This window comes from Paenibacillus phyllosphaerae (assembly GCF_014192105.1).
GTDB classification, from domain to species: domain Bacteria; phylum Bacillota; class Bacilli; order Paenibacillales; family Paenibacillaceae; genus Paenibacillus_Z; species Paenibacillus_Z phyllosphaerae.
The window spans coordinates 155,698-169,821 of sequence record NZ_JACHXK010000018.1 but is presented as its reverse complement, the minus strand read 5'-3'; the positions used below and the strand labels follow the sequence as shown (position 1 = coordinate 169,821).

General features: G+C 45.1%; 9 protein-coding genes. All 9 read right to left on the bottom strand.

The genetic code is table 11. The features are described from left to right. Positions 1-194 precede the first annotated feature (194 nt). A complete protein-coding gene (locus FHS18_RS27010; protein WP_183603491.1) occupies positions 195-524 on the bottom strand; it encodes a hypothetical protein in 330 nt (109 codons plus the stop codon). Positions 525-1,103: 579 nt separating this feature from the next. After that, entirely contained in the window at positions 1,104-1,574 is a 471-nt protein-coding gene (locus FHS18_RS27005; RefSeq protein ID WP_183603490.1) for a hypothetical protein, read from the bottom strand. Next, on the bottom strand, positions 1,543-3,666 hold the full coding sequence (locus FHS18_RS27000) for a site-specific integrase (RefSeq protein ID WP_183603489.1): 2,124 nt from the start codon (positions 3,664-3,666) through the stop codon (positions 1,543-1,545). Before FHS18_RS27000 ends, FHS18_RS27005 begins: the two co-directional genes overlap by 32 nt. Next, positions 3,666-4,928, bottom strand: a complete 1,263-nt coding sequence (locus FHS18_RS26995; RefSeq protein ID WP_246427931.1) for a tyrosine-type recombinase/integrase — start codon at positions 4,926-4,928, stop codon at positions 3,666-3,668. Before FHS18_RS26995 ends, FHS18_RS27000 begins: the two co-directional genes overlap by 1 nt. A 288-nt stretch (positions 4,929-5,216) precedes the next feature. Beyond that, on the bottom strand, positions 5,217-5,507 hold the full coding sequence (locus FHS18_RS26990) for a hypothetical protein (RefSeq protein ID WP_183603488.1): 291 nt from the start codon (positions 5,505-5,507) through the stop codon (positions 5,217-5,219). 110 nt (positions 5,508-5,617) lie between these two features. Further along, positions 5,618-10,045, bottom strand: coding sequence for a coiled-coil domain-containing protein (locus FHS18_RS26985; protein WP_183603487.1), 4,428 nt, complete (start codon positions 10,043-10,045; stop codon positions 5,618-5,620). After that, positions 10,009-10,785, bottom strand: coding sequence for a DUF6063 family protein (locus FHS18_RS26980; RefSeq protein ID WP_183603486.1), 777 nt, complete (start codon positions 10,783-10,785; stop codon positions 10,009-10,011). The genes FHS18_RS26985 and FHS18_RS26980 overlap by 37 nt, the downstream gene beginning before the upstream one ends. Further along, positions 10,775-12,292, bottom strand: coding sequence for a hypothetical protein (locus tag FHS18_RS26975; RefSeq protein ID WP_183603485.1), 1,518 nt, complete (start codon positions 12,290-12,292; stop codon positions 10,775-10,777). Before FHS18_RS26975 ends, FHS18_RS26980 begins: the two co-directional genes overlap by 11 nt. Beyond that, entirely contained in the window at positions 12,285-13,319 is a 1,035-nt protein-coding gene (locus FHS18_RS26970; protein ID WP_183603484.1) for a Wadjet anti-phage system protein JetD domain-containing protein, read from the bottom strand. The genes FHS18_RS26975 and FHS18_RS26970 overlap by 8 nt, the downstream gene beginning before the upstream one ends. Positions 13,320-14,124 lie beyond the last annotated feature (805 nt).

The following is a 14,124-nucleotide window of genomic DNA, read 5'->3' as shown; positions in this document are numbered from 1 at the left end:
CAAAATTAAAAGGTATGAGTCCGATACAATACCGGACTCATACCTTACGAGTAGCTTAACGATAGTGTCTAGCTTTTGGGGGTCAGTTCATTCTGACCGGCTGCCGTCATTGGTTTTTGAGCTATCGTCTCCAGTTAGCTTAACGGTTAAGGGGAACTGTCGTTTCGACAAGCTACTCTCAGTTCACCAGTTACTTAATGGTCATCAGCGACAATTACATTAGCAAGGTGCTCTTTGATACCTTCTAGTTCTAGAAGCAGTTCTCGTCTAATCGAAGGACCTTCTTCTTTTTTTCTTGCAATTGTAAGGTATTTTGCCATGTATCTAACTTTATACTTAATAATTCTTTTTTTAAGTAACATGTCTTCTATCCCAGGATAATTTCTAGCATCAAAGGAATGAACCAACATACGTTCATCTGGCTTATAGGTGTCAATTTCGTCAATCATTCTCTGATATATGCCTATAACTTGTAAGGAATCTTCATAAAATGTTTTGGATACACTGTGCACCTTATAGTCCATTTTAATGCCTCCATCTAAATTGATTAGAATCGCTATTTCACTTTACAACACTACCTAAAACCTTACTTAGAAACATACTACCCTTAAGCTATATGATAAATGGAGCAATCTACCTTTGAGAACCTTAAATACGATGATTTGAACTTCCCCGATAGTCATCTATTCGCGGCAACCTTTTCTTGGTGTGTTTGTTGAAGTATCGTTCTTCGATAGATTAAAACTAAATTTATACGTCCAGCTTATATTTCTTATATAGTGAACCCTTCTTAAAAACAAAAAGCCTTTCGCACATAGCACATTTCCAAACATCAATACTAGGCGAAATCAAATCTGACGCTGATTCAGCCCCCATTAATCGCCAATACTCTTCGTCAGTATAAACACGTAGTTGCACTTCGTTTGGCACGGATGTATTGGAGAGCAAATTTCCGCAGTCACAAAGGTATTTCCCCATTGACCTTAGCCCCTATTCTATAAACTTTAATCGAAGTATCCTATACAATACTACCACATATTGGAACTATCCTGCCCGTTAGCTTAACGCCGGCTGCTGTTAGCTTATTTGAGCGACTAATATAATCATTGAAATTTCTCGAACTCATTTTTCAACCAAATCTGATTCTGCTGAGCAACATATAGTTCAAGTCGTATCAGATGTTCTACCAGTTCGGCCTTTGTGGACTGCATATAACGCTGTCTAACGCGCTCTAGGTCACGGTTAATCTTGATCTGCTTGAATGAGTCCATATCGTCCAAGAGCTGTTTTACAGCCCTTTTACGCGGCTTATATGGCTTGGCAGTTCGGTGCTGAACGAAATAATCATGAAGTTCACTATTTTTACGGATCGTATTAGGGTGAATGCCTTCACCATCCGGATCTAACTCCCGAGTTAGTTCCGATACAGTACGATAAGAAACGGGATTATTATCTTTTACAAGCTTATCGATGGCATTGATTCCTAACTCTACGGATCTGTTTTTTCGTTGCTCGTATCTGACCTGAAGCCAAGATAACTCATTATTTACGGGCGATTCTGATTTCTGGCGCATGTTTTTCATCCTTCTGGTATCTTTCAATTAATTGTATCTCTTTGAGCTCATTTCGAGCGCGGTTCTTAGTTATCTTCATCTTTTGAGCTTCAAGTGGCAATCCAAGTTTTTCAAATCGCTTCTCACTTTCATCTGCCCAATCGTAAAGAACCGTTATTTCATCTTTAAACTCTGGCCGCGGAACCTTTGCTGCACAACCGATACATGCCATTTTTGTAGGGCAAACCGAATCGATCGTACAGATCCCTCCTACTACCTTTGAAAGGGTACCTACTTTCTCACGGTAGTCATCAAATAATTCTTGAAGTTCCTCTGGCCCTCTTAATATCCCCTTCTGAATATCGATTTGAGTAATCCAACTTTCATGGAGACTATTAATTGAATCGGAAATTTGCTGGGATGTGGGAGCTGAGTAGTATGCAGTTACCTCAACATCCTTCTGATGGAGGAGCGATTTGACGATATCCAGCGGAAGCTTTTCGCTTTGAACGGCATGCGTTGCAAATGCATGACGAAATAAGTGGGATTTCACGATTACCTGATTGCCTTCAGCTGTTTGAATGATGATGCCGTGTAGTAAGAATCTTAAAATAGCATTGATAGTGAACACATTGATATGCCTAGACTGATACTGAAAAATATACTTTTTAGTGTCCAGAAGATGTTTCCGGCTTTCTACATCGAACTCAACATCAGGAATTCCATCATTACCGTATGACTCTTTTAGCATCTTAACAATTTCAGTCATAAACTTAAAAACATCTTCAGGCATGTAGTAATTCTCAGCCTCTTCTCGTCCCTTGGGAGTGAGACGGAAGATGTAATTTTTCCTGGGTGGTGAGGCACTTTTATCGACGGTTATTATACAGCACTCTTTGTCATAGCTGATTTGTAGCAATTCATTTATTCTGGCTCCTGAAGACGTAATAATGTCCAAAGCAAAGCGAGCAAACATACAGGCTGCATAAATCGGTTCAATGTTGATGAATACCTTATTTGTGTTACGCTGCTTCTTTGTAAGATACAAACCCTGGATTAATAAGCCAGGATTGCGCGGGAGAAACGGGGCTGTAGTCTTACCATCCTCATTCACATCATACCCCCAGTGGTTAAGGTATTCCATTACTTTGGCCCGATGTTCCTCACCTGTATATTGGGTATCCCATTGACCTAATAATCTTAGTCGCAGGAGGTCTAAAAACCAGGGGCCTTCCCCGGCAGAGCCATCATCGAGTTTTTCGGCTTTAATGTACTCCAGGAAATAATCCTTATCATTCGGCTCACGATATTGGTTTTTTCCTTCAATCTCGTGTTCATAGCTCGAGATATCCCAGAGCGTGAAGTGCCATCTTTCATTTGCGTACTCCGATTCATCATAATAAAAATCAACTGGTAGCGTCAGGTTGTCGTCTTTAACGGATTGAACAGCCTTACGATAGGCCTCACGCAGCCGGCTAACTTGATTCCACCTCAAATGGCCAATGGCTCTTATTTCAGGCAGTAGAGGTGTCACGGCAGATGTATCTTCTTTTCTTTTGTTCTTAGCGTTGGTAATTGCCTTGGTTCGAACACTAAAATCACGATTATCGAACGGCAGTACCGGCAATTGATATTGAGCAAGGTCCTGCTGAATTTCATCCGTGAACTGTGTTCCAATCCACTTCTTAAGATTAAACATAAATGTATTGTACAGCGTGAGAATACTCTGACGTTGTCTATCCGAGTGTTCCTGAAGGATCTGGCCAGTTACATACATTTCGACGTGAGAGGGCAATAAGTCCTCGACTTTGCTTAACTTAAAGTGATTGAATAGGTCACGGAACCGTGCATTTAAAACCGAGGTTATGTTCATGATTGAGGATGGGGTTAATCTTCGATCTGTTAAGCATAACAACGCCAGACCAAAATGATCTGCCCATGGATTTCCTAGACATTGCTTTGCAAAATATTTGAGATTCTTCTCCTCGACCTGTTCCCAATAATAATTACCGTTAGGATCGGTTAAAAACAGGATTCTGTCAGGGAGCTTACCGAATAAAAGCTTAGCCCATGCTTTATCTTGAAATTCGACTGGTAGTTCCATGCTGTTCACTAATCATTCATTCCTTCATAAAAGTCAGTTAGCCATTCAGAGTCGTCAGAGGTAAGAATCTCCACTAACTCGGTCGGCTCTTTATTTAGTTGTTCAGGCGTTGAACCATTCTTAACTGATTTAAGATACGCTTTTTCACGTTTCAAGTAATTTTCTTGCATTTGTTCATGTAAGTCACGGAACTTCTGCTCGTCATAATAATGCTCATACACGGTCAAAGTTTCAGGATCACGCCACTTCATATATTCTATTAATTGTTTCTTTTTGCTCTCAATGTCAGCACCTGAACTCGCGTTTTCATAAATCCCACGCAGTATTGAGGTTACAAACCAATGTCGGGCTTTATGAGGATTTAACTTAATTCCAGCACTAATAGTTACCCGAGTCCAATTCGAGTAGAATGCTGAATATGTGTAAGCTGTGCCTCGTGTGGATAAGAATAAAGGCGCTGAATCAGGTAAGTCCTGAAATTTGACTTGGTTGGGTGCGGATTGTCTCCTCTCTGTGTTGACGTATCGTATAAGCAATTTCAATGTCTCAGGAGAGATTCGAATGAACTTTATTCTTTTCTTGAAGCTACCCTTATTAATCGCAGCTAACTCATGAATATCTGAACGCTTGCGATAGTCACCAACTGTTAATTCTAATATTTCTGATATTCTTGCGCCTGTCTCAAACATGAATCGAGAAATGACCTCATCCCGAAGACGCCAGTTTTCAAGGCTTCCTGCGTGATAAATGCGATATGGTAAATCCCAGTCTCCTATAATTTCTGGAACCCATTCTTCGTTAATGACTTTGAAATAAGAATCAGTTCGCCCACGAAACGATAGAGGCTCTTCAGTACCGGCAGCTTGTGGCATCCTAGGTCTATTCTGGCGTGCTCCAGGTAGTTCACCATAGTTATCTTCCCACTCTAAATCCACCAAAGGGTTTTCATAAGGATACATTTTCATACGTAACATGCTCCTGTAAAAACCCTTGATCGCAGCTAAGAACAACTGGACTGTTTTTGAACTTTTACTCGTCATGTAAATACCTTCATGATTTTCCCTGCCGCGAACTTTACAATGCATCTCCTGTATTAAATATTGTCTTACAGCTTCCTTAACGCCTTTGGGTTCACCATTCCATTGAACGATGGCCCCCTTATAGCTGCTTTTCTTTTCAATCCAATAGAAGAACGGCTTAAGGGTGTTTAGATATGCTAAAACTGAACTCTCATTTATTCGCTTTATCTGATCGTGATAATACTCGGTCAACGGAATAAAGGGCTCCTTCTTACAATCGTAAACAATCAGCCTGTATTTACTGGTCACTCCTTTGGGACAAAATACATGAAAATAGGATCCCACTTGCCCTCACCGCCACAATCATTTTTGCCACAAAAAAAGGACCTCCTACACTCTCTTTTGTGGATGTCCATATATAATGTGTAACACTATATGAAAATACAGTAGATTCATAGCTTGGTCAACAAAACTTACATTTTAATATTACGTAGTATTTTATACATATGTCTATTCGGCGAAAAGAACCGCTCCCATAATTTATGCTAGATACTTACGTATTAATTGTTTTTGATAAAATGCATTTAATATTCTACCCTTTTCGGGCGGAATACCTCGTAATTCATCCCAAGTTTCATAGATTTCTTCAAGGGTCTTCGTTCCTCCTGTAATGCTAACATATTCAATTTCAATTAGTGGGAATTCCGATTTGATATTATCTATCAGTTCATGGACATGTTCACGGTTTTTCGCAAAAACAAGACCTTCAAACTTGGACTTGCTTTTTCTACTTCCGTACTTACCGTACCAAAAATGCACATTGTACATCATGCTATTCCCCGCCTCCTTCATAAAGGAATAAACCACATACAGAAGTATACTACAAACAAACGTTCCCGTAAAAGCGACGGGAGTAGAAAAAGAACGGCCTAAAAGCCGTTCTATCGCACGTAGGTCCGGAAGCTTCGCTCAACGGTCTGGGTCACCATCTCACGACCTCGTTCCTCGCGGAAATCGAGCTTGTAATATACCGGGAATCGTTTACTGACATCCGTCTGGATTAACTCAGGCGGCGATACGAATATCAACTGAAAACGCAGCTGCTTGGCGACTTCAAATATAGGATCAAGTACATGCGCAGACACCGCATTCGCAAACGGGTTATCGCAGATGAGCGTCGTCCAGTGCTCGTCCGTTGCTGCCTTCATCGACAAGAGCATCATCATCACGATGGTGCGTGCTGCCAGCTTCTGTCCACCACTGCCGTCAGCCTTCGTCTCCGAACCTTGATTAATCGTTCGCCAGCTTGAATAGTATTCATTACGCGGTCTTCCGTATGTGAGTGCATTGTCTGTGCTCATGTTGTAGACCAGGAGGTTCGGATAGCTTCGACCAAGAGCTGCTAGCAAAATCTCTTCGTCGCCGACCCATTTGCGGATTGCATCATCGAGCTTTTTACTGCCCTCATCAATTGTTTCGAATTCCTGAACAATATGGGTGATCGCCGATATAAAATGGTCGCGTAGCGGCACTTCGCAGTCCTCGGGCCGCCGCGGCAGGACATCGCGTTCAAGCTTCACGAGAGGGAATGGTCCAAACTCATTTTTAACCGTCATTTTATTGACCATGTAACGAATCTGATCACTGATGGCTACTGCTTTCATCGCAGCGCGGGAGGCCCAGAAATCCTGTGCCCGCTCTGCTTTTTCTTTCTCTTGGCCCAACTTCACTACCCCGTCCTCACTGAACCGGATCATCCGGCGAAGAGTCTCCTCTACATTTGCACTCGATTTCGTTTCCAACTGGTTCAGGCTTTTTGAGAGATCTCTTTTGAATGCCGCATCCCAAGTCTTCAAATCGATATTATCACAGATAATCCGAAGACTCTTATTCAACACTTCGCGCTGACTGCGCCGATCACCAGTAAGGCTTTCCTTTCTACGTTTCCACTCGTCCGCTATTTGAGCAGGCGACGAACGAACAGCAGTTAACTCAGTATCATCAAAGACCAATTCGCCGCCATCTCCAACCAGCGCGGAAATCGCAGCTTCGGCAAGACTGTACTTTCGTGAATCCTCTTCTAAGGTCGACAGGTCAGATCGCAATACTATCTGTCCTTCTAGCATGGATGTTAACGATAATTCAATCGTTCGTGCTTTACTGTCGAGCTCTTCTGCAAGCCAAGGGTCGGCTGCTAGACGGTGCTTTTCCTTAATATCTTCGGCCTTTTCTTTAAGTGCACTTTCTCTCGAATTAAGATCTGCCTGCAGGCCGTACAGTTCTTCTTTCCGAGGGTCAATTTTATTTTTAATTTCTCGAACACGCAATTCGCACCGAACCTGACGCTGATCCAAAACGGACATCGGTTCTGTACTAACGGAGGAGTTCCGCCAGTCCGCGCGCTGTAGTTCGCATGCCTGCGCGTGAATTTGCTCCCGTTCAGCATATTGTTTTTCTCGCTCATGCAGTATTGCCAATTCTACATTTTGATTTTCTTGTGACTTTCGCATGATCTCATGATTAGAGATGGCATTCATTACGGGAAGAAATAGCCCTGCATTGAGCTCAGGAAACACATCAGAATCCACAAACCTATCCCATGGGACTGGTAAGGTGGCATCGGATAGCACAGTTGTCAGATTCTTTACGGTGTCCTCCGCCCTTACAATCCAGTTCTGATAGGCCACACGCCAGCTTTCTCGCTTTTCGTAAATATCTTGCTCCGCAGCTGTCCGGATAACCTTCTCTTTTTCCGCGTCTACGAGTGCTTCCTCGAGTTCTATCGCCCGCTTCCGACGCTCGCTTTCTTCTTTCCATTCATCAATGTAACGCTTAACTTCGTCGAGACCGGTCTGAGCCTGTTGCATTTCACCTTCAGCCTTTCGCTGCTCAGCTTCCGCCATATCAATTCTTTCTTGTGCCCGCTCCAGTTGACCACGTAAAGCTGTGAGTGTCCGCTTGCTTGCCTCAACTTCGACAGCAAGCCGTTCAGCTTCAGACCTTAAGTCGGCAGCAAGGCCCAATTTCAGTAAATGGGATAAGTCCTCCAACATTTTACCGCTATGTTCTACCGACTTCTCACTTTCGTATAGGGTATCTAGTAACTCTCGTAGACGTTGTTCACCACTCTCACGCCATTGCCTAAAAGCTACCGCATCGAGCGAAAGAATGTCACTATTGCCTGCAGCCAGTACGTAGGAAGTGGGGGGTTCATCGTTGATCATTTGATCGCGAATGAATATTGGAACCGGCGCTTGAACCTGCGGTACGAGGCGCTTTAGGTCCAAATTAGCCCGGTGCCACGTTTTCGACGTCACCACGAGCCCAAATGGCAGTAAAGGGTGTAGACCAAGCTGTGCGATGCGCTCATCATTAGGCATTTGAGATAGCAGTTCCGTGCCGTAATACACTTCCATTAGAGGCTTTAACGCTTCGTAAACCCGTTTGAGATCGTTATTAGCTACCCAATACGTTTCTTCTGACAATGACACGTCAATACGAGCTGCCCAAACCGCCTCTTGGGCTCTCTGCAGTTGTACATTCTGCTGTGCATGGATATCCTTTAACTTCATGTTAGCTGCTTCAGCAAACGGACGGTCGAATGTTTCAAACGGTTGTTGGACAATCGACAACAAATGATTTAACAGTTTACCTTCGGCAGCCTCTCGCTTCGTGATCTCTGCAGTAAGATTAGCTGCTTCCTTCTCTGCATAATCCAAAGCAGCGGTAGCTATAGACTCGCTTATTTTAAGATCATTCAAGGCATGAATTGCCTGATGGACTTCCGATCGAGCACGTTCCTGCCTATGCTTTGCTTCTTGACATGTCTGGTTTACTATTGCATACAGCGCCTCTGCATCTGTTTCAGCGAGGGAACCAAACCCTTCAATAATCTGCTTCTGTCGGACAGTAAATTTATCCCTAGACCGTTGAAGTTCAACTTGCGCCGCCGTAATGTTGGAAACTGCCTCGATGGACTTCCTGACGGATGTCCCCGCCACCCGATAATCCTCATTGAGTCGACGCTCAAGCTGTTGATACTTCCCGGCCTCATCTGCGAACGATGTGGATAAATCCGACCATGATGCCTCGAGTCTAATCCTTGATGCCTCAAGCTCTTTGGCAATTTCTTTCGCATCGCTGCTATCGGTAAGGACTCTTATCTGATCCTTTACGCCCTCTAAATCAGCGTGATGATCGCTCCACTTACGCAATTGGACAGCGAACCGTGCATCTGAAGACTCCACCTCGGCGGCAGCGTGTTCGGCTAAGAGTTGGGTATAATCCTTCGATTTTTCTGCTATCGTGAGATGGAGCTGTTCGATCATTCGTGCCAGGCGAGCATACCTTAGGTTGTCCTGTTCGTATCGCAGCGTACGGATCTGCTTTTCAACCTTCTTAAGTTGAGCGGAGATCACAGCTTGTTTCTCTTCTGACTGAGAGATCAGAAACTGCAGCGCTGCAAGCAGACGTTTTCCCTGCAGCTCATGTGCGGCTTCCTCATTCTCTCTAATCACCGATTTCTCTGCTTCAACTACGAGGGGTTCAGCCTCACTGAGAAATTCCCGATGAGCACTCTCTCGGCTAATTAGGACCGGCAGATTTTTAGCTATGCTCGCTTGACTCTTAAATATGTCGACCAAATCATCATCTGTGTCGTTCTGACGAATCCGGTGGCTCGCCATTGGTATAACCTTCTTGCGAACTAATGAGTAGTCGTCTTCGGCTCCTTCAAAATACTTGCCGACGCCCGCTTCGTATTTATTGATCTCTTTCATCACATCCCAATCCCGAGGATCAATACTATACATGCGCAGCGTGTCATGGTAACGTTTCGTTTGCTCAAAAGTTTCAAAGCCGTTTGGTTTAAGCCAGCTGTCCATATCAGTCAGTGTGGTACTCTCTGACCCCTTCTTGAAAGGCAAGAATGCAAATAGCATGCTGTCGCCGATGTCTAATTCCTTCGTGTACATCAAGAAACGAGACTTAATTTCAAAATCATTGTCATCTTCGGAGCGGGATGCGATTCTTTCTGCGGTGTACACGCCTCCGGCAATCAGGTACCGTTTCTCTTTGCCATCGAGCTCCCACTCCATCGCGACATGAAAGGTATAGGGCTGGAACTTTTCCCTTTCATTAAAGAAAAACTGTTGATATCGCCGATTGTCTTTCTCTCCCCATGAAGTGCCGGGCTTCATCACTTGAAACATCGTCTGTAGCAGAACGCCTTTACCACCGCTGTTAATGAAACTGATCAGTGCATGACACGCTTCTTGGTCATTATGGAAATCAAAAATTTCATCGTCGTACTGTTTACGCATCCCATCATATTTTAGGCCTGCGATGCGGAGACGGTTGATCCGTGGCACTGTTCTTCCCCCTCTCGTCCCTCAGCTTTATCGTGCTCCATCAGCGCCTTAACCTCCGCGTAGCGGTCGCTGTCGCCGTATAAATACTCGAGCCGGTCAACCAGCTCTTGTCGTGGAAAAACCTTTGGCAATTCATCACGGTCAAGTATATGTACGAGACCTTCTTCTTCCAGTAATTTGAATCCGCTGCGAATCAGGCCAAGCCGTGTCCGTCGATTTGGTCGGCTACTTGCAGAAGGGTCCGGATCTGCATTCCTCCACAACTCGACCATTTCTCGTATCGCAATCCCGCTGCGCCGCTCGACTGCTGCCCCATCCGCTTTCAAAATGTCTGTCCACCGATCCACGAGGACTGATACTAATCGTTCTATCGCAAAAAAGGTGTGCCCTTCGCGGAATGACCGAATCTTTGCTGCCTGGTTACGGTCAATCTCTGCTAAGTACACCATGAGAATGATCGAAATACAGTAGAAGTACTTTTTGTTCTCTACTTCTTTATGGCGACTTTTCAGGTGTGTAAAATGGGTTGCAAACACGCTGCCGCTCGCTCTAGTGACCAAGTGGATTCGCGCTGACGTTTCGATAACCTGTGTACCGGATTCAGATGCTAGCAGCTTCACAGCTTCTCGCACTTCAGCCTGAAAATACAAGCTATACAGCTCGTCACTCTTCTCCACCACTCTCTTCTGCAGCAGGTTGAAGTAAATGCCTGAGGCTCGTTTTACCGCTTCATAATCCATGTGAATCGCGCTCCTTCAGCACTAATTTAAGCGGTGTGATCCGCATCCCGTTCCAATCAATTGGCTGTGCTTCCCGGTCGTACACGCTCGCCATCGTTTTTCCTTCCAGTGCCTTGAAGCGATGGTCCATCCGTATCAGATGGTGGAGAAGTTTAAGGCGCTCGTCGTTAGGCATCGTTCCGGGATTCAGTGCCTCAATAACAAGCGGCTTCCGTGTAAAGAGCATCCACATCTCACGTGCCGCAGGATCAGCAAGCCAGCGATTCTGTACATCCGCATCTTCTTCTTTTAATGCCGAGATGGAACATTCGCCGACCTGCAGTAGCTCGTCAATTACAGGTGCCCATGCCGTTGCAACTGCATCCCAATCGATCACCCGCTTCTTCAAGCGATCGTCTTGCTCCGAATCAATATCCTCTAAGTCCTCTTCATCCATTGCATCATCAAGCGAAATCTCCTGCTCACCCCATAGCCAATCTAGCGGGAGTATGAACTCGTTGTGTGGCGAGAATAGCGGGGCAAGCAGCGCCTCAAGCGTCTCCTCTTTGTGAATGCCTCTGTGTGCAATCCATTCCTCAAATACGTGTTCAGAAAATGAAAGTGCTCCTCTCTCCCAGAAGAGCGCAGGATTCTCGCTCTTAAGTCGAATTTCTGTGGCAATGCTTTGTACCACCAGGCGTGCAAACCTGTCATGTTGCTGCCTTGAGACCTCTACCTTCTGGCGAAGCAGCAATAGGTCGTTCATTCCCTCAAGACGATCCTGATGTTGCTGAAGACGATCTATGAGCGCAAGAATATTCCGGAATTCCTTCTTTTCCGTCTCGAACTGCTGATTAATTGCTGCTTGATTATCCTCTCGCTGTTTATTTTCGGTGAGCACGAGCACTTTCGGATCGTTTGCTACCTGCCGTTGAAACAATTGTTCATCCAAAATGAGGCGGCGAACCCGCGCGAGTAGCAAGTCCAAGCTGCTGGCTGCTTTTTTGAAGTTGCCGTTCTTGATGAGCTGCAGACTATAGAGCTGTTCAATGGAGATAGAAAACTCCTCCGATATCTCCCGGCTCACGAAAATGATTTCTTGCGCTTCCTCGGTCAACTTATAAATCAAAAGTCCGCGGGGCAGGTCGGAGAATAGCTCGTCCATAGTCACATAACGGAATTCGCTGCTCTCCCATTCCCGCGTTTGCTCGTTATAGACCAATGATTCAAATGGCTTATTCAGTTGCTCCGCTCCTTGATGGATTAGACCTGCGGCGATCCGGTGCAGCTCATGCTCGTTTGCTGTAAGACCCATCTCCTGCACAGTATCCGCAACGATCTGTTCAATATCGCGTCTGCTTCGGTCTTCACGGTCATTGAGCTCACGATAAAACAACTCTAAGATGACACGGAGCAAGATACCTTGTGCATACGGAGCCAAAGAGCCAATCTCCATTCCGCGACCGAGAGAGAACAAAGGATTTAGCTTCCTCATTCGTTGGCCAAATCCGTCCCATACCTCATTCATCTTCCGCCCTCCTTCGCGCACCGATTACGCGTGGCCATGACTCCACCGTTAGAAATTCCTGCGCGAGCCGCAGGTCCCGCTTCCACAGATCACATACAATTCCGCAGGTATATTCATCCCTTAATTCTGCTAGAAACGCTTCGAGATGCTGCTCCTTTTTCTCCTGTTTGCAGGGTCTCGCCTCACTGTCATATGTGCATAAGTCTTGATAAATCTCTTTTGCCAGACGGATATCCGCCTCGGGGTATCGTGCTTTCAGCCGCAAGAATATACCGTATCCTTCCGGATCCATGTCGCCAGCATATTGGATCAAATGCCCGCTTGCAGGGAAGATGTCGTAGTAGAATAAAAAACTTTTCTCGATATGCTTGCCGCCCCCATAAATGACCATATCGATGTCGTCTGGCATGAGCATGCGACATGTGTGATAAAAGCCAAGGTTCTCCACTATCAAGATTCCGCGAACGGTAGCAAGCTCTGTGCCAGGCCGCAGCCAAAATGCGAACGGCTCGCCGAGTGCCCGTGTCTTTAGCTGCGTCAATGTCACTCCTGTGCGCGACAGCAGCTGCTTTCCGCCCTCAGAGAAGAATTTCTCATCGCCAAACAGCTCCAAACAACGCTCCTCCACACTGACGATTTGCCTCGTATCGGCGAGCTGTAGGAATTTGTAGAGCCGGCTGATATGCTTCCATTCTTCCTCTGTCTGCCACTCGGGATGCCGCTGATAGCCAGAGATGTCGATCCGGTCAGCTAAGCGCATTAACGCGAGCGGGTCCCACAGAGTTGTATATGAACTTGGCATGAGCCATGCTTGTAAAGGCAGTGGCGGAGTTCGGCCGTTTGTTTCCTTAGGTCGGATGGCCTGCATATCTCCCGCCTGTAGAAGCTCAGTGATCACCTGATGGTAAAGTCGGTACTGCTCCGCGCTGCCGTCTGTCAGTTCACGCTGCAGGGTGGTCGTATTCAATTTGGTCTTTATGTTACGCTGCTTTGATCTTACCTGTGACTTAATCTCGTTAAGACCCAAAGACGAACCTCCTTCAAAATTACTGAATTTCTAGATTATAGGTATTATAGCATAGGTCCCCTTCTTTTCTTTGCTAGTAAAAATAGAAATGATGGTATTATCGCTACCCGCGCTCCAGGTGTTACGGTCGAGAGGAGTCTTTCGCAGTTATCGCATGCTTCACGTATGTAGGAGGGAAACAAAACAAGGCCATCATCAATATATGATGATGGCCTTGTTTTCTGTATCGCGGGCACATTGACAACCAGACTTATCCATAGGATAATGAATGTCCAACTACGATTGGAATAGGAACTGGTGTAAGTCCAGTGCTCTTCAAATTTGCGATTCGGGTGCTAGAGAATCCGATGCTTAACGGTCTTATTGCAGGCCTACAAAGTGCGGCAATCTCCTACCTGCTACTGCTTGTCTTTACGAAAGGGTTGGTGCTTATGAGCATAATCGTAATTCTGTTGTCTCTGGTTGCTTGTGGAGAGTTGGTGTAACGAATAGCACAATAACAATATAAGCTATAAGCCGGAGGCAACAAACCAAAATCATTCGTCCATTATGGACGTTTTTTTTGTTCTACACTATCGAATGGTCCTAATAATAAGGATTACTATAGTGACAAGCAGCCGTTCATTTGTCTTGAACGACTGCTTTATTTTCGTCTGTCTGAGGGCTGGTATTGGATCGTCTCAATTGGCAATGTCAAAAACGCAATTGGTTTACCACTTGCTTTAGCGATAGTCTGGCCACAACTTCCTTTAAGATTTGAACCTAAATTGCACCTCAAACTCCGAGCGATTCATGAAGTTCCAGG